The sequence below is a fragment of the Vibrio chagasii genome (assembly GCF_002954585.1).
Taxonomy (GTDB): domain Bacteria; phylum Pseudomonadota; class Gammaproteobacteria; order Enterobacterales; family Vibrionaceae; genus Vibrio; species Vibrio chagasii_A.
Window position 1 is genome coordinate 157,206 of sequence record NZ_MSCI01000002.1, and the last position, 21,711, is coordinate 178,916.

Genomic DNA, 21,711 nt, shown 5'->3' on the forward strand with positions numbered 1-21,711 from the left:
ATTATTTAGATTTCCTTAAAATCCGTCATCTTGGTATGAGCTTGGGTCAAAAATTCCCAAAGCCTGTACACAATATGGTGGAGATACAGCGTGAAATCAGTACACTAAAACGTTAACAGAACAAATTATTGCCGAACTAATGGCTCAATCCACTCACTGAGAAGACTATGACAGAAGCATTCAAACATATTTCAGTATTGCTTAACGAATCTATTGACGGACTTGCGATCAAACCTGACGGTACCTACATCGATGGTACTTTTGGCCGTGGTGGTCACAGCCGTACAATCCTGTCTAAACTGGGCGAGAATGGACGACTATTTAGTATCGACCGCGATCCACAAGCGATTGCAGAAGCACAAAAAATTGATGACCCTCGCTTTACTATCATCCACGGCCCATTCTCTGGTATGGCTGAGTACGCTGAGCGTTATGATTTAGTGGGTAAGGTTGACGGTGTTCTACTGGATTTAGGTGTTTCTTCTCCGCAACTTGATGACGCTGAACGTGGCTTCAGTTTCATGAAAGATGGCCCGCTGGATATGCGTATGGACCCAACTTCGGGCATCCCTGTATCTCAGTGGTTACTAGAAGCCGATCTTGATGACATCACTTGGGTGATTCGTGAGTTCGGTGAAGACAAGCACGCTCGTCGTATCGCAAAAGGCATCATTGCTTATCAAGAAAACGAAGAGAGTGAGCCGCTAACTCGCACTGGTCAGTTAGCTAAGCTTATCTCTGATGTAGCACCAAAAAGCTTCAAAGAGAAAAAGCACCCTGCAACACGTGCTTTCCAAGCATTCCGTATCTACATTAACAGTGAACTGGAAGAGATCGATACGGCACTAAAAGGTGCAGCAAGCATTCTTGCTCCAGAAGGTCGCCTGTCTGTTATTAGCTTCCACTCACTTGAAGACCGTATGGTGAAGCGTTTTATCCGTAAAGAGAGCCAAGGCCCGCAAGTGCCTCACGGTCTCCCTTTAACGGAAGAGCAGATCAAAGCACTAGGCAGTGCTGTTCTTAAGCCGGTAGGCAAAGCGATAAAACCATCGAAAGGCGAAGTGGATGAGAACACTCGTTCACGTAGCTCAGTATTACGAATCGCAGAAAAGCTATAGTCAATGAAGACCTCCAAGCCGAACTTAGCCAAGATAATATTTTTTGATTTGATCTCCGTGGGTAAACTCCCATTGGTGTTGCTTATCTGTATCTTCGCGAGCGCGATGGGGGTCGTTCTCACGACACACATGTCACGTCAGGCAATCACGCAAAAAGACATGGCATTGAGTGAGCGTGAGCAGCTTGATAATGAATGGCGAAATTTAATGCTTGAAGAGACGGCTCTGGCTGAACACAGTCGCGTTCAAGCATCGGCAAAACGAGAGCTAGACATGAAACGTCCAGACTCCGACAAAGAAGTTGTGATCACACTGAAATGACCGGAAAAAAGGAAAAAGCACCCGCGAAAGCCGTTAAGAAACCAACGAAAGAGCGAGTGAAGAGCGAAAAGGACTCGGATCCAATTCTGATTAAATGGCGTTTCAACGTCGTTATTGCTTTTGTGTTGGTTGCCTTTTCTGTACTAGTCGGTCGTGTGGCTTACATCCAAGTCATTGAACCAGATAACTTAATTCGTCAGGGCGACCTTCGTTCTGTACGTGTTAAGGCTATTCCTTCTGCCCGCGGTATCATTTCTGACCGCAATGGCGAACCACTTGCTGTGAGTGTGCCTGTTGAAGCGGTATGGGCTGACCCGAAAACCATCTTCGATAAAAATGGCATGGCCCAAATTGATCGTTGGTATGCACTAGCTGATGTACTCGGCTTAGATCGACAATCAATGATCAACAAGATCTCCAGCGACAAATCCCGTCGTTTTATCTACCTACAAAGACAAGTTAGCCCCGCGATGGCGAAATACATCCGCGACTTAAAGCTGGTGGGTATTGGTCTTAAAGCAGAATCTCGTCGTTATTATCCTGCCGGTGAAGTCAGCGCGCATCTTATTGGTGTGACCGGAATTGACGGACACGGCCTAGAAGGTGTCGAGCGCAGCTACGATAAGTGGCTAACGGGTGAAGCAGGTAAACGTACAATCCGTAAAGACCGTTACGGGCGAGTAGTTGAAAACATTGCACTAGAAGAGCGTGAAGAAGGTAAACCACTCGAATTAACTATCGATCAGCGCTTACAAGCCATCGCTTATCGAGCGATTAAACAGGCGGTAGCCGATCACAAGGCGACATCTGGTTCTGCAATCTTGTTAGATGTGAAAACAGGTGCGGTTTTGGCCATGGTCAACGCGCCGTCTTACAACCCAAACAATCGTGCTGATTTACAAAGCTTTAAGATGCGTAACCGCGTGATCACCGATGCTTTTGAACCTGGTTCGACGGTTAAGCCTTTTGTCGTTCTAGCGGCTCTCGAAAATGGCACCGCAGATGCTGATACTGTGATTGATACGGGGAACGGCATCATGCAAATCGGTGGTAGCCGTGTACGTGATACTTCCAAGGTTGGTAAGGCAGACTTGGCGTTAATCCTTAAGAAGTCGAGTAACATCGGTGTGGCGAAATTAGCACTGGATATGCCGCTTGAAGCGCTACTGGGTATGTACAGTTCAGTTGGTCTTGGTGAGATGTCTGGGCTGAACCTAGTCGGTGAAACCGCCGGTATTTTCCCGAACCGTCGACGCTGGTCTAAGTTTGAAATCGCGACCTTATCATTTGGTTACGGCCTAGCGATTACTCCGCTTCAATTAGCTCATGCCTATGCGACGTTAGCGAATCATGGTGTTTACGAACCTATTCATATCGTTAAAAGCAACGACCAAGATTTCTCAAAACAGATCATCAAGCGCGAAAATGCTGAGTTGGTTTTGAACATGTTAGAAGGCGTAACCCAAAAGGGCGGTACAGCGACAAGAGCTGCCGTGCCGGGTTACCGAGTAGCAGCAAAAACAGGTACATCTAGAAAAGCGATTTCCGGTGGTTATGGAGACGAGTACTTCGCCTATACCGCTGGTGTTGCTCCGGTGAGTGATCCAAGAGTCTCTTTGGTTGTGATGATCAATGAACCTCAAGGTGACCTCTACTATGGTGGCTCGGTCGCAGCCCCTGTTTTTTCTGAAATCATGAAGGGCGCACTGCAAATTCTGAACGTCCCTGCTGATGAAAACAAGTTTCAAGAATAGAGCTAATCAGGATTCAATATGAGTAATAGCCTCACGCTGTCATCTTTACTTTCTCCTTGGGGAGATTTTAGTGCTCCCGAGTTAGCGTCGATTGCGGTTGAGCAATTGGAGCTCGACAGTCGTGCCATCAAGGACGGTGATATTTTTGTTGCCATTGTAGGGCATGCCGTCGATGGTCGTCGCTTTATCGACAAAGCCGTTGCTCAGGGCGCAAAGGCGGTTATTGCACAAGCCAGCGATGACAAAGTGCACGGCTCGGTTGAATGGTTAGATGCAGTGCCGGTGGTTTATGTATCGGAGCTAAATGTAATCCTCTCAGAACTGGCGGGTCGTATTTACTCTTCTCAAGCAACCAAGCTTATTGGCGTTACTGGCACCAATGGCAAAACTACTATCACTCAATTGATTGCTCAGTGGCTAGACCTAGTCGGCCAACGCTCTGCGGTAATGGGCACAACGGGTAATGGCTTTCTAGACAACCTTAAAACGGCGGCTAATACGACCGGTAGTGCGATTGAAATACAACGTACACTGAGTGAGTTGGCTGAAGAAAACGCCGTCTACACCGCGATGGAAATCTCTTCTCATGGTTTGGTTCAAGGCCGAGTTAAGGCGTTGGACTTTGAGGTTGGTGTATTTACCAACTTGAGCCGTGACCACTTGGATTACCACGACACGATGGAAGAGTACGCTCTAGCTAAGAAGAGCTTGTTTACTCAGCATAAGTGTAAGCATGCTGTGATTAATGTGGACGATGAAGTCGGTAAAGCTTGGATGGCAGATCTGTCTAATGCAGTAGCGGTTTCATTGCTTCCATTAGCGGGCTACCAGCAGTCAGTGTGGGCATCGGATGTTGCTTATGCTGAGACAGGTATCAAACTCGCTTTTGATGGTAGCTGGGGGCAGGGACAACTGTCTGTTCCTTTAATTGGCCAGTTCAACGCCTCAAATGTATTGGTTGCTTTCGCGACATTACTTTCACTAGGCATCGACAAGCAAACCTTGATCGACACAGCACCTCAACTGCAACCAGTTATTGGTCGCATGGAATTGTTCCAAGTACCAAACAAAGCCAAAGTAGTGGTCGATTATGCGCATACACCAGACGCACTAGAGAAAGCATTAGCAGCACTACGAGTTCACTGCTCTGGAAAGCTATGGGCAATCTTTGGCTGCGGTGGTGATCGAGATACCGGCAAGCGCCCTATGATGGCAGTGACCGCAGAGCAGTTCGCCGACAAAATTATTATTTCAGATGACAACCCTCGCAGCGAAGATCCTGCATTGATTGTTAAAGACATGCTGGCAGGTTTAAGTGAGCCTGAAGTCGCCTTTGTTGAGCACGATCGCTATCAGGCGGTTAAGTTTGCTTTAGAGCAGGCGGGTAATAACGACATTATTCTTCTGGCAGGTAAAGGCCACGAGGATTACCAAGTATTGAAAGACGAAACTATCCACTATTCGGATCGAGAGTCTGCGCTACAACTTTTAGGTATTTCATAATGATTGATGTATCACTCGAGCAGATCTGCTCAGCGGTGAACGGCCAGCTGATAGAGGCTGGCAAATCGAGCAATAGTTTGATCAATGCGGTTTCTACCGACACGCGCACTGTTGAAGAAGGTGCATTGTTTGTTGCTCTTGTTGGTGAACGTTTTGATGCGCATGATTTTTGCGGTCAGGCTGTTGAGGCTAATGCGAGTGCGTTATTAGTCGAACGAAAACTTGACCTAAATATTACTCAAGTTGTTGTTGAAGACACTAAACTTGCTTTAGGTCAGCTAAGTGCTTGGATTCATGAGCAATGTAACGTTCCAACTATGGCGATTACAGGAAGCTGCGGCAAGACAACTGTAAAAGAGATGGTTGCGAGCATTTTGCAGCAACGTGGAAAGGTGCTGTTTACAGCAGGCAACTTCAATAATGATATTGGGGTACCGTTAACTCTGTTACGCAGTGAGTCAAGTGATGATTACGCGGTGATCGAATTGGGTGCCAATCACATCGGTGAAATTGCCTACACCACTCAGCTTGTTAAACCACAGGTTGCGTTGGTGAACAATGTCGCGGCAGCACACTTAGAAGGTTTTGGTTCTATCGATGGTGTGAAGCAAGCTAAAGGCGAAATTTTTCAGGGGCTTGCTGCTGGTGATACTGCTATTGTTAACCTAGAGAGCAATGGCGGTGATTTCTGGAATGATGTGCTTGCAGATAAAAGCGTGCTGACTTTTTCTGAAAGTGATGATGCTGCAGATTACTTTGCGACGAATATTCGCATCAATGAGCAGGGTGAAGCTTGCTTTGATATGCAGACTCCGCAAGGTGCTATCGATGTCGAACTTGGCATTATTGGTCAGCACAATGTAGCAAACGCATTAGCCGCAGCAGCACTGAGTATTCAATTCGGTGCCACGCTTGAAGAAATTAAAAGCGGTTTAGCGAATCTAATCTCTGTTAAAGGCCGAGTTGAGGTTCAACAATTAAGTCAGAATATCAAGCTGATAGATGACAGTTACAACGCCAGCGTACCGGCAATGAAGGCTGCAGCTAAATTGCTGTCGAGCTTCACTGGTCAGCGTTGGTTGATTTTAGGCAATATGGCTGAATTAGGCGATGAAAGCCTTGCACTTCACCGTCAAGTCGGTGAATATGCTGCCCCATTCGCTTTTGAGTATGTACTCACTTACGGTGATGACACCAAGGTGATTAGTGAAGTGTGTAATGGCACTCACTTTGCAACGCACGAAGCGATGATCGCGCACATAGAGCAGCACTTGAGCTTGCCAGAAAACGCGCCACATACCTTGTTGGTAAAAGGCGCTAATAGTGCAGGAATGAGTAAAATAGCCGCTGCTTTAAAGGAGAACTTTTCATGATAATTTGGCTTGCAGAGCTACTACAGCCACACTTTTCTTTTTTCCGTTTGTTCGAATACTTATCGTTTCGTGCAATCGCGAGCATTTTGACGGCTCTATGTCTGTCGCTGTGGATGGGACCTCGTTTAATTGAGCGTCTGCAAATGCTGCAAATTGGCCAAGTTGTCCGTAACGACGGCCCTGAATCTCACTTCAGCAAACGTGGTACACCAACCATGGGTGGTGTGATGATCCTTGCTGCGATTATTATAACAGTTTTGCTTTGGGCTGACTTATCAAACCCTTACGTTTGGGCGGTGCTTGTCGTGCTAGGCGGTTACGGTGCTGTTGGTTTTGTTGATGATTATCGTAAAGTCGTTCGTAAGAACACTGATGGTCTGATTGCTCGTTGGAAGTACTTTTGGCAGTCGGCTATTGCTTTGGTAGTAGCATTTGCTCTGTATGCTCATGGGCAAGACACGGCAGCAACACAATTGGTGGTGCCTTTCTTTAAAGATGTGATGCCACAACTTGGTTTACTGTACGTTGTTCTAACTTACTTTGTTATTGTGGGTACCAGTAACGCAGTAAATCTAACTGATGGCCTAGATGGCTTGGCGATTATGCCAACGGTTATGGTTGCAGCGGGTTTTGCTGTTATCGCTTGGGCGACAGGTAACGTTAACTTTGCAGCATACCTACACATTCCATACATCCCATACACCTCTGAACTGGTTGTGGTATGTACTGCTATCGTTGGTGCAGGCCTTGGCTTCCTATGGTTTAACACTTACCCAGCACAAGTATTCATGGGCGATGTTGGCTCTCTAGCACTGGGTGGTGCGTTAGGTGTGATTGCGGTACTCGTTCGTCAAGAGTTGGTACTAGTGATCATGGGTGGTGTGTTTGTAATGGAGACCTTGTCAGTAATCCTGCAGGTGGGCTCTTACAAATTACGTGGCCAGCGTATTTTCCGTATGGCACCGATTCACCATCACTATGAGCTGAAAGGCTGGCCAGAACCGCGTGTTATCGTGCGCTTTTGGATCATCTCAATGGTATTGGTACTGATTGGCCTAGCGACACTGAAAGTTCGTTAATCCTATGTGAGCCTCTGTATTAGAGGTTCTTTAAAACTATTAAGAGCATCTTGTTTAAATGGAACGTTGGCAAAATATTCAAAATGTAGTGGTTGTGGGGCTCGGTATTACCGGGCTCTCTGTCGTTAAACATCTCGTAAAATATCAGCCTCATACGCATGTGAAGGTCATTGATACGCGAGAGCTGCCACCAGGAAAGGAATCTTTGCCTGAATCGGTAGAGCTGCATTCTGGAAGCTGGAATAGCCAATGGCTAGCTGAGGCTGATTTGGTGGTTGCTAACCCAGGCATTGCTTTAGCGACGCCGGAAATTCAAGATGTACTTCAAGCAGGAACGCCTGTCGTTGGTGACATTGAGCTGTTTGGCTGGGCAGTCGATAAACCTGTTGTGGCAATCACTGGTTCAAACGGTAAGAGTACCGTGACGGATTTGACTGGTGTGCTTGCTAAAGCTGCTGGGCTTAATGTTGGTGTTGGCGGCAATATTGGTATTCCTGCCCTAGACCTCCTAGAACTTGATGCCGACTTATATGTTCTTGAGCTTTCAAGTTTTCAGCTAGAAACCACATCGAATTTAAAACTTGCTTCTGCGGCATTCTTAAACCTATCAGAAGATCATATGGATCGCTATCAGGGCATGACTGATTACCGCGAGGCCAAGTTAAGAATCTTTAATAACGCGCAGTGTGCGATTGTAAATCGTGAAGACAAAGAGACTTACCCTGACCAAACAATGCCATTGGTCACTTTTGGCCTAGATAACCAAGAGTTTGGTGTATCAACGATTGATGGTTGTGAGTGGCTGGTCGATAACGGTAAACCTGTCCTTACTACTCAAGATTTAACATTGGTTGGACGTCACAATGTGGCAAATGCGTTAGTCTCACTTGCACTATTGAAGCAAGTTGGTATCGACTACAACAAAAGTCTTGATGCTTTGAAAGCCTATAACGGTTTGACGCATCGTTGCCAAGTGGTGGCTGACAAGCGCGAAATCAAATGGGTTAATGACTCCAAAGCAACCAACGTAGCCAGCACATTGGCGGCTCTGTCTGGTTTGGAGTATCAAGGTACGCTATATCTTCTGGTTGGCGGCGTGGGTAAAGGTGCTGATTTTAGCGAGCTGGAACCAGTATTAGCGCAACTTGAACGTGTTCAATTGTGTTGTTTCGGTGAAGATGCAGATCAATTCATGCCACTACACCCATCGGCACAAAAGTTCGATACCATGCAGCAGATAATCGAATCCATCTCACCACAACTGGTGGCTGGAGATATGGTGATGCTGTCTCCGGCGTGCGCAAGCTTCGATCAATTTAATAATTTCATGGCAAGGGGTGACGCGTTCACTCAACTTGCTCATGAGTATGCTTAACGTGTTGAAGGACTAACATTCAGTGCAAAGAGTCAAAGAGATTAATCAATCCATCTGGCAGTGGCTAAACCGTGCTACTCCTGAGGCGCTTTACGATCGTCAATTGGTATGGATTGCTCTTGGGCTAATGCTGACAGGTTTGGTGATGGTGACGTCTGCTTCGTTCCCCATCAGTGCTCGTTTAACCGATCAGCCGTTTCACTTTATGTTCCGCCACGCGATCTTCCTGTTACTCGCATTGGGTGTATCCAGTGTGATATTGCAAATCCCGATGAAGCGCTGGTTTCAATACAGCATGTACCTGTTGGGATTATCCTTCTTCTTGCTTGTTGTGGTACTAGCTGTCGGTAAATCAGTTAACGGTGCGTCACGTTGGATTCCTCTGGGGCTATTTAACTTACAGCCAGCCGAGGTCGCTAAGCTTTCCTTGTTTATCTTCATGGCGGGCTACTTGGTTCGTAAACAAGACGAAGTGAGAAAAACCTTCTTCGGTGGTTTTGCAAAACCCATCATGGTGTTTGGTGCTTTTGCCGTCTTGCTACTTGGTCAACCCGACTTGGGTACCGTAGTTGTAATGTTGGTGACCCTGTTTGGCATGCTGTTCATTGCTGGTGCCAAGCTGTCACAGTTTATTGCCTTGATGGTCGCTGGTATTGCCGCCGTCGTTGGTTTGATTGTTATAGAACCTTACCGTGTTCGACGTGTGACTTCATTCTGGGAACCTTGGAATGACCCATTTGGTAGTGGTTACCAATTAACTCAGTCATTGATGGCGTTCGGTCGTGGTGATTGGATGGGGCAAGGTCTTGGTAACTCGATTCAAAAACTCGAATACCTACCAGAAGCGCATACCGACTTTGTATTTGCGGTCTTGGCTGAAGAGCTTGGCTTTGTTGGTGTTACCTTAGTATTAATGTTGATCTTTAGCTTGGTGTTAAAAGCCATTCTGATTGGCAAAAAAGCCTTTGAACATGATCAGGTGTTCAGCGGCTATCTGGCTTTTGGTATTGGTATTTGGTTTGCGTTTCAGACGCTTGTTAACGTAGGTGCTGCATCTGGCATCGTTCCAACTAAAGGTCTAACCCTACCGCTAATCAGTTATGGTGGTTCGAGTTTAATTATTATGTCGGTAGCGGTATCAATGCTGCTGCGCATTGACCATGAATGTCGAATGCAGCAAAAAGAACAAGCTGATAATCCAAACGAATTAGTAGAATAAGAATCTAACGCGATGAAACAAAACAAAAAACTTTTAGTGATGGCTGGTGGTACCGGCGGTCATGTTTTTCCTGGGTTAGCAGTAGCGAAAAAGCTTCAGCAACAAGGTTGGGAAATTCGCTGGTTAGGCACAGCAGATAGAATGGAAGCGGATTTGGTGCCAAAGCATGGCATTGAGATCGACTTTATTAAAGTGAAAGGCCTGCGTGGTCAAGGCATTAGCAAGCTAATTAAAGCCCCATTCCAAATTATTAATGCCATACTTCAAGCAAAGCAGCATATCAAAGCGTGGCAGCCTGACGTGGTACTTGGTATGGGTGGCTATGTGAGTGGCCCGGGTGGTATTGCGGCATGGTTATCAGGCATTCCAGTGGTTTTGCATGAACAAAATGCAGTGGCGGGTCTAACCAACCAGTGGCTATCTAAGATTGCGAAAAAGGTTTTCCAAGCCTTCCCTGGTGCATTTCCTACTGCAGAGGTAGTGGGGAACCCAGTTCGTGAGGATGTGGTTGCTTTACCGGAGCCTGAGCAGCGCATGGCTGAGCGTGATGGCGATATCCGCATTTTAGTGATGGGTGGCAGCCAAGGGGCCAAAATCCTCAACGATACTTTACCTGTTGCGATGGCACAGCTTGGAGAAGGCTTCACTGTGATGCACCAAGCGGGTAAGAATAATCAACAGCAAGTGATTGAACAATACAAATCACATTCTGTAGATAATGTTCAAGTAACTGAATTTATTGATGATGTGGCGCAAGCTTATGAGTGGGCAGATCTACTAGTGTGTCGCTCCGGCGCGTTAACGGTATCAGAAGTGTCTGCAGCCGGTGTTGGTTCTATTTTTGTTCCGTTCATGCACAAAGATAGACAGCAAGCACTGAATGCCGATCATTTAGTTGAATGTGGTGCGGCGTTAATGATTGAACAGCCACAACTGACGGCTGAAAAGTTAGCGAACACCATCGCTGAGCTTGATAGAAATGAATTAAAAATGATGGCAACAAAAGCGCGTCAAGCAGCCAAGCTTGATGCTGACGTTACCGTCGCTGAAGCGATTAAAGCTTTAGCAAAATAATGAGACTGAATTGATGACGATTGAACATACCCAAGACTTAGCGCAAATCCGTGCAATGGTGCCAGAGATGCGCCGTGTTAAATCTATCCACTTCATTGGTATTGGTGGTGCTGGAATGAGCGGGATTGCTGAAGTCTTGCTAAATGAAGGCTACCAGATCACTGGTTCTGATATTGCTCAAAATCCAGTGACAGAGCGTTTAGTTAGCAAGGGGGCGACTGTTTTCATTGGTCACCAAGCAAGTAACGTTGCTGATGCAAGTGTGGTCGTGGTATCAACCGCTATCAATGAAGAGAACCCAGAGATTATTGCCGCTCGTGAAGCGCGCACGCCTATCGTTCGTCGTGCAGAAATGCTGGCTGAGTTGATGCGTTTTCGTCACGGTATTGCTGTGGCCGGTACGCACGGTAAGACAACAACGACTGCTTTGGTTACACAGATTTACTCTGAAGCTGGCCTAGATCCAACGTTTGTAAACGGGGGTTTAGTGAAAAGTGCAGGTACCAATGCACGCTTGGGTTCGAGCCGTATCTTGATCGCTGAAGCTGATGAGAGTGATGCATCATTCTTACACCTGCAACCTATGGTGAGTATCGTAACCAATATCGAAGCCGATCACATGGATACCTATGGCGGTGACTTCGAAACACTAAAGCAGACGTTTATCGACTTCTTACACAACCTGCCATTTTACGGTCAGGCTGTGATGTGCGTGGATGATCCTGTTGTTCGTGAGCTAATCCCTCAAGTTAGCCGCCAAGTGATTACTTACGGTTTCTCAGAAGATGCGGATATCCGTATCGAGAACTACATACAAGAAGGCCAGCAAGGTAAGTTCACGGTAGTTCGTGAAGGTAAAGCGAATCTTGATATCACGTTGAACATTCCAGGTCGTCACAACGCACTGAATGCATCGGCAGCCATTGCAGTGGCGACAGAAGATGACATCAGCGATGAAGCGATCCTAAAAGCGATGGCAGGTACCGAAGGTACTGGACGTCGTTTTGATCACCTAGGTGAGTACGAGACGGGTAATGGTGTCGCTATGTTGGTGGACGATTATGGTCATCACCCAACGGAAGTTGATGTAACAATTCAGGCTGCTCGCAGCGGCTGGGCTGATAAGCGTCTTGTGATGATTTTCCAACCACACCGTTATAGCCGAACACGTGATTTATATGATGATTTTGCGAACGTTCTTGAGCAGGTTGATGTCTTAATCTTACTGGATGTTTATTCTGCTGGTGAGAAACCTATTGCTGGGGCAGACGGACGCTCATTAAGTCGAACGATTCGTGGGCGTGGTAAGATTGACCCAATCTTTGTCGCTGATATTAATACTCTGCCATCGGTTTTAGCTAACGTAATTCAAGGCGGCGACCTTGTACTGACGCAGGGTGCAGGCGATGTTGGTCGTGTTGCTAAGCAACTAGAATCATTACAGTTAGACATTAATAAAATGAAGGACGTGTAGCAGAATACTGTCTACATACTGTGGTCAATCGCTCACTTCTTGCGATTGACCTAAAATTGACCAAAAATCTTATTATCAACGTTTGATAGTTTGATTTTGCTCAGTATAATTCATAGGTTAAAGTAAGTGCTTTTACCTCTATTACGAAGATAGGGAATAGAATTGCGAACCAACGACAGGGAAAGCGGGCTTTGGTAGAAAGTACTTTTAGCGAAAACCGCCACCTATTCAGTTTACCATCGCTCAAGAAACACGCCTTAGGCGGGTCATTTTTTGTCATGGTATTGCTATTCATTGGGTTTCTTTTCTATACCACCCTGACTTGGATGTGGGACGATCAACGATTGCCTCTCTCCAAAATAGTCATTCAGGGTGACTTAACTTATGTAACCGCTAGTGATGTTCAGCATGCTTTTGGCAAACTTGAGCATATTGGTACATTCATGTCGCAAGACATCGGTGTGTTGCAAGACAGTTTAGAAGCGTTGCCTTGGGTGTCAGTCGTATCTATTCGTAAGCAGTGGCCAGACACAATAAAAGTATTTTTGACTGAGTATCATGCGGCAGCAATCTGGAACGGCAACATGCTGTTGAATGATGATGGTCAGGTGTTTAATGGCGATATCGGCCTTCTGAAAGGCGATAGAGTTAAGCTTTACGGCCCAGATGGCACCAGCCAAGAAGTGATCGAAAAGTGGAGAAAGGTAACCCCTTTGATTAACAGTCTGGGGTTAACGGTTACCTCACTTGTTCTCAACGAACGTCGCGCTTGGCAAATAATCCTAGATAACGGTATCCGTTTAGAGCTAGGTAAAGATTCTTTAGATGAGCGTGTTGAACGCTTCATTTCGCTTTACAACGAACTCGGTAGTAAGGCGAATCAAGTGAGCTACATCGACCTCAGGTATGATACGGGAGCCGCTGTAGGCTGGTTTCCAGAGCAAGAGTTAGAAGAGAGCACAGATGACTAAGACCGCAGATGACAACATAATCGTTGGTCTTGATATAGGCACTGCGACCATATCAGCTCTGGTTGGTGAAATACTGCCTGATGGTCAAATCAATATCATTGGTTCTGGGCAAAGCCCATCCAGAGGTATGGATAAAGGTGGTGTGAACGACCTAGAGTCGGTAGTTAAGTCAGTTCAGCGAGCAATTGATCAAGCAGAGTTGATGGCGGAATGCCAAATCAGCAATGTGTTTATCTCGCTATCAGGCAAACATATCGCAAGCCGAATTGAAAAAGGCATGGGCACTATCTCTGATGAAGAGGTGTCTCAAGACGATATGGATCGAGCGATCCATACCGCGAAATCAATTAAAATAGGTGAAGAGCAGAGAATTCTGCACGTTATCCCACAAGAATTTACCATTGATTATCAAGAAGGGATTAAGAACCCACTTGGTCTATCTGGTGTTCGAATGGAAGTAAGCGTTCATCTAATTTCTTGTCATAGCGACATGGCGAGAAACATTATTAAAGCTGTTGAACGATGTGGTCTTACAGTAGAACAAATCGTGTTTTCAGGACTTGCCTCAAGTAATGCGGTAATTACTGAAGATGAGCGAGAGCTCGGAGTGTGTGTGGTGGATATCGGCGCGGGTACAATGGATATTTCCATTTGGACTGGCGGCGCACTACGACATACAGAAGTCTTTTCCTATGCAGGAAATGCAGTAACCAGTGATATTGCCTTCGCTTTCGGTACGCCAGTGAGCGATGCTGAAGAGATAAAAGTAAACCATGGTTGCGCTCTGAGTGAACTCGTTAGCAAGGATGACTCTGTTAACGTCCCAAGTGTTGGTGGTCGCCCGTCAAGAAGTTTGCAACGACAAACTTTGTCGGAAGTGATTGAACCACGTTACACTGAACTTATGGGCCTCGTTAACCAAACTATCGATACGGTTCAATTACAGCTACGAGACGAAGGTATTAAACACCACCTTGCAGCTGGCGTCGTCCTCACTGGTGGAGCGGCACAAATTGACGGATTGGTAGAGTGTGCGGAACGTGTTTTCCGCAATCAAGTTCGAGTTGGTAAGCCATTAGAAGTTAGTGGCTTAACTGATTATGTTAAAGAGCCGTATCATTCTACGGCGGTTGGTTTACTTCATTACGCAAGAGATTGTCAGATCAGTGATGAAGGTGATTACAGCGAACCTAAGCGTTCAGCACCTTCGATGTCTGGTTTATTTGGTAAATTGCGTAATTGGATACAAAAAGAGTTTTAACCTGAGTTGCAGGAAAAAACGGAGATAACACATGTTTGAACCGATGATGGAAATGTCTGACGATGCAGTAATTAAAGTCGTTGGAGTTGGTGGCGGTGGCGGTAACGCTGTTGAGCACATGGTACGTGAATCAATCGAAGGCGTAGAATTCATCAGTGTTAACACTGATGCGCAAGCACTTCGTAAAACAAGCGTGAGCAGCGTGATCCAAATTGGTGGTGATATCACTAAAGGTCTTGGCGCTGGTGCAAACCCACAAGTAGGCCGTGATGCAGCTCTCGAAGATCGAGAAAGAATTAAAGAAGTTCTAACTGGCGCCGATATGGTATTTATCGCAGCCGGTATGGGCGGTGGTACTGGTACAGGTGCTGCTCCAGTTATTGCTGAAGTTGCGAAAGAACTAGGTGTGCTAACCGTTGCTGTTGTAACTAAGCCATTTAGCTTTGAAGGCAAAAAGCGTCTAGCGTTTGCTGAGCAAGGTATCGAAGAGCTTTCTAAACATGTGGATTCATTAATTACGATTCCAAATGAAAAGCTACTTAAAGTACTAGGCCGTGGCGTTACACTGCTAGAAGCTTTCGCAAGTGCAAATGATGTACTTAAAAACGCTGTACAAGGTATCGCTGAGCTAATTACTCGCCCAGGTATGATCAACGTCGACTTCGCGGATGTTCGCACCGTAATGTCGGAAATGGGTCATGCAATGATGGGTAGCGGTATCGCAAAAGGTGAAGACCGTGCTGAAGAAGCTGCTGAAACAGCAATTTCTAGCCCACTACTAGAAGACATCGACCTAGCTGGTGCGCGTGGCGTTCTTGTGAACATCACAGCAGGCCTAGATATGCGTCTAGATGAGTTCGAAACAGTAGGTAACACAGTTAAGGCATTCGCTTCTGATAACGCAACAGTTGTGATTGGTACTTCTCTAGACCCTGATATGACGGACGAAATCCGTGTAACTGTTGTTGCAACAGGTATCGGTACAGAGAGAAAGCCAGACATTACATTAGTTGCTGGTGGTAAAGCTAAGGTTGCACCAACTCCTCAACCACAAGTAGCGGCACAAGCTGCGCCAAAAGTGGAAGAGAAAGTGGCACAGCCATTGCAAGAAAAAACTGAGGTAAAACCTCAAGTTAAGCCGCAGCCAACAACGTCGCCTGTTTCATCAGGTACAGGCGCTAGCCAAAGTGCAGCACCTAAAGCTGAGAAAGAGAGCGGATACTTAGATATTCCAGCATTCTTACGACGTCAGGCTGATTAACAATTACCCAAAATTTGACTATCGTCGAATTAATGGTAAAATTCGCGGTCGGTAAATACTGGCCGTGATTTGTAGCACTGATAACGAGGCAAGCAGATGATCAGACAACGTACTCTGAAAGAAATTGTGAAAACAACTGGTGTGGGCCTCCACTCTGGTCGTAAAGTCACACTTACTCTTCGCCCTGCAGCTGCAAATACAGGTATTGTTTACCGTCGTACTGATGTAAATCCACCTGTAGATTTTCCAGCTGATCCAGCATCAGTTCGTGACACTATGTTATGTACTGCTCTTGTGAATGACGAAGGCGTACGTATTTCTACAGTGGAACACCTTAACGCTGCTCTAGCGGGTATGGGCATCGACAACATTATTGTTGAAGTAGATGCACCAGAGATCCCAATTATGGATGGTAGCGCAAGCCCATTCGTATACTTGCTTCAGCAAGCGGGTGTTGAAACACTGAATGCACCAAAACGTTTCATTCGCATCAAAAAGCCAGTTCGTTTTGAAGACGGTGATAAGTGGGCAGAGTTTGTTCCATTTAACGGCTTCCGTATGGACTTTGAAATCGAGTTCAACCATCCTGCAATTGAGTCTGACGAACAGCATCTATTGTTTGATTTCTCTTCTCAAGGCTTTGTGAAAGAGATCTCTCGAGCTCGTACTTTCGGCTTCATGCGTGATATCGAATACCTTCAATCACAAAACTTGTGTTTGGGTGGTAGCTTTGATTGTGCAATCGTACTAGACGAATACCGAATTCTTAATGAAGAAGGTTTACGTTTCGACAATGAGTTCGTAACTCATAAAGTGCTAGATGCGATTGGTGACCTATACATGTGTGGACACGCTATTATCGGTGAGTTCCGTGCATACAAATCAGGTCACGGCCTAAACAACCAACTACTACGAGCAGTACTTGCTGACGCAGAAGCTTGGGAATGGGCTACATTTGAAGAAGAAGCTGGCTCGCCAGTGGCTTTTGCTGAACCAGGAATGGTTCTAGCGTAATTGTTGTTTTCAACAATGTAAGATTTCGAAAACCAGGCTATCGGCCTGGTTTTTTTGTATCTATTTTCCAGATACAGTGTCATCAACATCCGAAAGTCATCGACTAATGGGCGCCAGTCTGGCTAATCCATCAGCAATTAGAAAGAAAAGTTCCAAGCACATCAAACAAATGGGGTTATAAATGGTCGTTGGTGTGAAAATTACTTACACTAAGGGGCAATAATTTTAACTCAAGCCTTGAAAACTCTACTCTCAAGTACAATATCAGAAATACTAGATTTATCTCAGTATCCTTGGTTAGTAACTGAAGACTGGTTCATCGCTAGTAGAGACTGACGGCATTTAAAATAGATCGCGGACGATCTGAGAACGAAGAGATTCCAAGCACATGATTACTAAGCTGCTGACAAAGGTAATTGGCAGTCGCAATGACAGAACACTGCGCCGCCTTAGAAAAATTGTAAAAGAAATTAATAACTACGAGCCAACGTTTGAAGCGCTTTCTGACGAAGAGCTAAAAGCCAAAACTGTTGAGTTCCGTGAGCGCTTAGATAAAGGTGAATCACTAGACCAACTTCTACCTGAAGCATTTGCTACGGTACGTGAAGCGTCTAAGCGTGTTTACGGCATGCGTCATTTTGACGTGCAATTGATTGGTGGCATGGTTCTAAATGCTGGCCAAATTGCAGAGATGCGTACTGGTGAGGGTAAGACTCTTACAGCAACTCTACCAGCTTATCTCAACGCTCTACCAAGCAAAGGTGTTCACGTAGTAACGGTGAACGACTACCTAGCTAAGCGTGATGCGGAAACGAACCGCCCATTATTTGAGTTCCTTGGTATGACGGTTGGCGTGAACGTGCCAAACATGGCTCCACCAGAGAAAAAAGAAGCATACCAAGCGGATATCCTATACGGAACAAACAACGAGTTTGGTTTTGATTACCTACGTGACAACATGGCTTTCCGTGCTGAAGATCGTGTTCAACGTGAACGTTTCTTTGCTGTTGTCGATGAGGTTGACTCAATCTTAATCGATGAAGCGCGAACACCTCTTATTATCTCTGGCCCTGCTGAAGATAGCTCAGAACTTTACACGCGTATTAACACATTGATTCCTCATCTTGAGCGTCAAGATAAAGAAGATTCTGAAGAGTACCGTGGTGAAGGTCACTACACCATGGACGAAAAATCTAAGCAAGTTCACCTGACTGAAAACGGTCAAGAATTTGTTGAAGAGCTAATGGTTAAAAATGGCCTGATGGAAGGGGGCGATACGCTTTACTCTCCAACCAACATCAGCCTACTGCACCACGTTAATGCTGCACTTCGTGCACACGTATTGTTTGAGAAGAACGTAGACTACATCGTGACTGAAGAAGGCGAAGTGGTTATCGTTGACGAACATACTGGTCGTACAATGCCAGGTCGTCGTTGGTCTGAAGGTCTACACCAAGCTGTTGAAGCAAAAGAAGGTGTGAAGATTCAGAATGAAAACCAAACGCTAGCTTCAATTACCTTCCAAAACTTCTTCCGTCTGTACGAGAAACTGTCAGGTATGACAGGTACAGCTGATACTGAAGCTTTTGAATTCCAGTCTATCTATGGCCTAGAAACGGTTGTTATCCCAACTAACAAACCTATGGTTCGTAACGATATGCCAGATGTGGTTTATCGTACAGAACAAGACAAGTTCAATGCGATCATTGAAGACATTAAAGACCGTGTTGCTGCTGGTCAGCCATCATTGGTTGGTACGGTTTCTATCGAGAAGTCAGAGCTACTGTCTAACGCACTGAAAAAAGCAAAAATTAAGCACAACGTACTAAATGCGAAGTTCCACGAGAAAGAAGCGGAAATCGTAGCGCAAGCAGGTACACCTGGTGCAGTAACCATCGCAACTAACATGGCCGGTCGTGGTACCGATATCGTGTTAGGTGGTAGCTGGCAGTCTGAAGTTGAGAAACTACAAAATCCAACTCAAGAGCAGATCGACAAGATCAAAGCGGATTGGAAAGTGGTTCACGACAAAGTACTAGAGTCAGGTGGTCTACATATCATTGGTACAGAGCGTCACGAATCTCGTCGTATCGATAACCAGCTACGTGGTCGTTCTGGTCGTCAAGGTGATGCAGGTTCTTCACGTTTCTACCTATCGATGGAAGACTCTCTGCTACGTATCTTCACTTCTGATCGTATGGCTGGTCTTATCCAAAGTGGTATGGATGAAGGTGAAGCGATCGAATCTAAGATGCTATCTCGCTCTATCGAAAAAGCACAACGTAAAGTTGAAGGCCGTAACTTCGATATCCGTAAGCAACTTCTAGAGTACGATGATGTAGCGAATGACCAACGTAAAGTGGTTTACGAGCTGCGTGATGAGCTAATGGGCTCTGACGACATCAGCGAAATGATCGAACATAACCGTGAAGATGTGTTTACGTCGGTTATCGATGAGTACATTGCTCCTCAATCGCTTGAAGATATGTGGGACATCGCTGGTCTACAAGATCGCCTGAAGAACGACTTCGACCTAGACTTTGATATCCAAGGTTGGTTGGACGAAGACGACAAGCTTTACGAAGAAGCACTGCGTGAACGTATCCTAGGCATGGCTGTTGATGCTTACAAACAGAAAGAAGAGGTGGTTGGTGCACAAGTGCTACGTAACTTCGAGAAGTCTGTAATGCTGCAAACGCTAGACGGTCTATGGAAAGAACACTTGGCTGCGATGGATCACCTTCGTCAAGGTATCCACCTACGTGGTTACGCTCAGAAGAACCCGAAGCAAGAGTACAAGCGTGAGTCGTTTGAACTATTTGAAGGTCTACTGGATGTATTGAAGTCAGACGTTATTACTATCCTTTCGAAAGTTCGCGTTCAGCAGCAAGAAGAAGTAGAAAAGATGGAAGCGCAGCGTCAGGCTCAAGCTGAAGAAGCAGCGCGTCGTGCACAAGCACAACACGCAACTGCAGAAAACCAGCTAGGTGATGATGAAGCAGAAGCAGCGTCGCCACAAACTGTAGTTCGTGATGAGCGTAAAGTTGGCCGTAACGAGCCTTGCCCATGTGGTAGTGGCAAGAAGTACAAACAGTGCCACGGTAAAATTAATTGATGCTTTGCTGTAAAGGCTGATAACTGCGTCGGCGATGCTCATTTACACTTGTAAACTCCGCGTCGCCTCCTTGTTCTCAACCATTACAGCTTTGCCTAAATATAATTTTATTTATTCAAGAGTCGCTTAGGCGGCTCTTTTTGTATGTGAAAATAATAAGGTTTCGATAGCGTCATCCTCGAGAGTGAGGGACGAGCGAGTCGGGGATCTTTCGAACTAACAAAAGAGCAGATTCCCTAGCTAATTCGTTCCTAATTGTAGGGAATGACGGTAGAGACATAGAAGGAACATCATCAATGAAAAGAATTCATATCGTAGCGGGTATCATCTTCAATCAAGATAAGTCGCAGGTATTTATCACAAAGCGTCCAGATGATAAGCACAAGGGCGGTTTCTGGGAATTTCCAGGTGGCAAGGTTGAAGAGGGTGAAACCATTGAGCAAGCGATGACTCGTGAGCTCGATGAAGAGATCGGTATCAAGGTGACTGAGCTGTCTCTGTTTGAGCACCTTGAATTTGATTACACGGATAAGTCACTTAAGTTCGATTTCATTCTCGTGACTGATTTTGAAGAACAGCCTTATGGCAAAGAAGGTCAGCAGGGTGAATGGGTCAGCCTTCAATCATTGAATCAGTACGCCTTCCCTGAAGCAAATGTGCCAATTTTAGAGCGAGTGGTAAAAGAGTTTTCTTAATTGCTAGCCTGAGTTTGAGATTGTTGTTAGTTTAAAGAGATTAATCGAATGAACGTTGCCACAAGAGAACTGTGGTGACGGAAACCAAAACAATGGAGATATTCGCAGTGGTAAGAATTGCAATAGCAGGAGCAGCGGGTCGTATGGGCCGCAACTTGGTGAAAGCCGCGCATCATAATTCAGAAGCTAGTGTTGGCGCTGGCTCTGAACGTCCTGAGTCATCATTAGTTGGCGTTGATGTTGGCGAGTTATGTGGGGAAGGTCGTTTTGATGTTGCTCTTGTGGATGACTTGTCTAAAGCCATCGAAGAGTTTGATGTGATCGTCGACTTTACCGCACCTGTTAGCACGTTAGCGAATATTGAACTTTGTAAACGCCACGGTAAAAAACTCATCATCGGTACGACAGGCTTCTCTGAAGAAGAGAAGCAGGTAATTGATGCAGCCTCAAAAGAGATGCCTATCGTAATGGCACCAAACTACAGTGTAGGCGTTAACCTGGTATTTAAGCTGCTAGAAAAGGCCGCTAAAGTGATGGGTGATTACTGTGATGTTGAAATCGTTGAGGCTCACCACCGTCATAAAGTAGATGCACCATCAGGTACTGCTATTGGTATGGGTGAAGCGATCGCCGGTGCTATGGGTAATGAGCTGAATGATGTAGCGGTATGGTCACGCGAGGGCATCACGGGTGAACGTACGAAAGATGAGATTGGCTTCGCAACGATTCGTGCTGGTGACATCATTGGAGAGCATACTGCGATGTTTGCAGATATCGGTGAACGAGTAGAGATTACTCATAAAGCGACGGACCGAATGACTTTTGCGAATGGTGCGATCAAAGCAGCAGTTTGGCTCAATGACAAACCAGCGGGCTTTTATACCATGACAGATGTCCTTGGTTTGAATGACCTATAAATAGATAATTATGCGCTGGCAATTGCCGGCGCTTTCTTTATTTGCTGCCTTTAACGCTGTATTCTTGTTTATCACCTCTCTCTTAAATCTACCTTTTAACATCGTTTTTACCTCACTTTTCTTGTTGTTTTGTTATCTTGGTCTTGTTTTTGGATTAGATCTTTAAATCTTCATGTTTTCTGTTTGT

General features: G+C 45.6%; 17 protein-coding genes. All 17 read left to right on the forward strand.

What is annotated here, in order from left to right; genetic code table 11:
• The first annotated feature begins 167 nt into the window (after nucleotides 1–167).
• The 17 genes from rsmH (at nucleotide 168) to dapB (ending at nucleotide 21,524) form a co-directional block, all read left to right on the forward strand.
• Nucleotides 168–1,118, forward strand: a complete 951-nt coding sequence (gene rsmH, locus BTO10_RS08865) for a 16S rRNA (cytosine(1402)-N(4))-methyltransferase RsmH (RefSeq protein WP_105024330.1) — start codon at nucleotides 168–170, stop codon at nucleotides 1,116–1,118.
• A gap of 3 nt (nucleotides 1,119–1,121) precedes the next feature.
• Nucleotides 1,122–1,439 carry a cell division protein FtsL gene (gene ftsL, locus BTO10_RS08870; protein WP_004740746.1) on the forward strand — a complete coding sequence of 106 codons (318 nt, stop codon included), beginning with the start codon at nucleotides 1,122–1,124 and terminating at the stop codon, nucleotides 1,437–1,439.
• Nucleotides 1,436–3,193 carry a peptidoglycan glycosyltransferase FtsI gene (locus BTO10_RS08875; protein ID WP_008223684.1) on the forward strand — a complete coding sequence of 586 codons (1,758 nt, stop codon included), beginning with the start codon at nucleotides 1,436–1,438 and terminating at the stop codon, nucleotides 3,191–3,193. The genes ftsL and BTO10_RS08875 overlap by 4 nt, the downstream gene beginning before the upstream one ends.
• 18 nt (nucleotides 3,194–3,211) lie before the next feature.
• Nucleotides 3,212–4,696 (forward strand): UDP-N-acetylmuramoyl-L-alanyl-D-glutamate--2,6-diaminopimelate ligase, encoded by a 1,485-nt coding sequence (murE, locus tag BTO10_RS08880; protein ID WP_105024331.1) that lies wholly within the window; start codon nucleotides 3,212–3,214, stop codon nucleotides 4,694–4,696.
• Nucleotides 4,696–6,069: a UDP-N-acetylmuramoyl-tripeptide--D-alanyl-D-alanine ligase gene (locus BTO10_RS08885; protein ID WP_004740743.1), complete on the forward strand. Its 1,374-nt coding sequence runs from the start codon at nucleotides 4,696–4,698 to the stop codon at nucleotides 6,067–6,069. Before murE ends, BTO10_RS08885 begins: the two co-directional genes overlap by 1 nt.
• Nucleotides 6,066–7,148: a phospho-N-acetylmuramoyl-pentapeptide-transferase gene (mraY, locus tag BTO10_RS08890; protein WP_004740742.1), complete on the forward strand. Its 1,083-nt coding sequence runs from the start codon at nucleotides 6,066–6,068 to the stop codon at nucleotides 7,146–7,148. Before BTO10_RS08885 ends, mraY begins: the two co-directional genes overlap by 4 nt.
• Before the next feature lie 58 nt (nucleotides 7,149–7,206).
• Nucleotides 7,207–8,523 carry a UDP-N-acetylmuramoyl-L-alanine--D-glutamate ligase gene (murD, locus tag BTO10_RS08895; protein WP_105024332.1) on the forward strand — a complete coding sequence of 439 codons (1,317 nt, stop codon included), beginning with the start codon at nucleotides 7,207–7,209 and terminating at the stop codon, nucleotides 8,521–8,523.
• A gap of 22 nt (nucleotides 8,524–8,545) precedes the next feature.
• The gene (gene ftsW, locus BTO10_RS08900; protein WP_004740740.1) at nucleotides 8,546–9,742 is read left to right on the forward strand and encodes a cell division protein FtsW; all 1,197 of its coding nucleotides are present in this window, start codon (nucleotides 8,546–8,548) and stop codon (nucleotides 9,740–9,742) included.
• Nucleotides 9,743–9,754: 12 nt separating this feature from the next.
• Entirely contained in the window at nucleotides 9,755–10,816 is a 1,062-nt protein-coding gene (gene murG, locus BTO10_RS08905; RefSeq protein ID WP_004740739.1) for an undecaprenyldiphospho-muramoylpentapeptide beta-N-acetylglucosaminyltransferase, read from the forward strand.
• Nucleotides 10,817–10,829: 13 nt separating this feature from the next.
• Nucleotides 10,830–12,290, forward strand: a complete 1,461-nt coding sequence (murC, locus tag BTO10_RS08910; protein WP_105024333.1) for a UDP-N-acetylmuramate--L-alanine ligase — start codon at nucleotides 10,830–10,832, stop codon at nucleotides 12,288–12,290.
• 191 nt (nucleotides 12,291–12,481) lie between these two features.
• Nucleotides 12,482–13,261: a cell division protein FtsQ/DivIB gene (locus BTO10_RS08920; RefSeq protein ID WP_004740738.1), complete on the forward strand. Its 780-nt coding sequence runs from the start codon at nucleotides 12,482–12,484 to the stop codon at nucleotides 13,259–13,261.
• A complete protein-coding gene (ftsA, locus tag BTO10_RS08925; RefSeq protein WP_004740737.1) occupies nucleotides 13,254–14,522 on the forward strand; it encodes a cell division protein FtsA in 1,269 nt (422 codons plus the stop codon). Before BTO10_RS08920 ends, ftsA begins: the two co-directional genes overlap by 8 nt.
• A 31-nt stretch (nucleotides 14,523–14,553) precedes the next feature.
• A complete protein-coding gene (ftsZ, locus tag BTO10_RS08930; protein ID WP_004740736.1) occupies nucleotides 14,554–15,783 on the forward strand; it encodes a cell division protein FtsZ in 1,230 nt (409 codons plus the stop codon).
• A 96-nt stretch (nucleotides 15,784–15,879) separates the two neighbouring features.
• Entirely contained in the window at nucleotides 15,880–16,797 is a 918-nt protein-coding gene (gene lpxC, locus BTO10_RS08935) for a UDP-3-O-acyl-N-acetylglucosamine deacetylase (RefSeq protein ID WP_004740735.1), read from the forward strand.
• A gap of 388 nt (nucleotides 16,798–17,185) precedes the next feature.
• Nucleotides 17,186–19,912, forward strand: coding sequence for a preprotein translocase subunit SecA (secA, locus tag BTO10_RS08940; RefSeq protein WP_105024334.1), 2,727 nt, complete (start codon nucleotides 17,186–17,188; stop codon nucleotides 19,910–19,912).
• A gap of 296 nt (nucleotides 19,913–20,208) precedes the next feature.
• Entirely contained in the window at nucleotides 20,209–20,607 is a 399-nt protein-coding gene (gene mutT, locus BTO10_RS08945; protein WP_105024335.1) for an 8-oxo-dGTP diphosphatase MutT, read from the forward strand.
• Between the two features lie 92 nt (nucleotides 20,608–20,699).
• The gene (gene dapB, locus BTO10_RS08950) at nucleotides 20,700–21,524 is read left to right on the forward strand and encodes a 4-hydroxy-tetrahydrodipicolinate reductase (protein ID WP_026084086.1); all 825 of its coding nucleotides are present in this window, start codon (nucleotides 20,700–20,702) and stop codon (nucleotides 21,522–21,524) included.
• The last annotated feature ends 187 nt before the right edge of the window (nucleotides 21,525–21,711 follow it).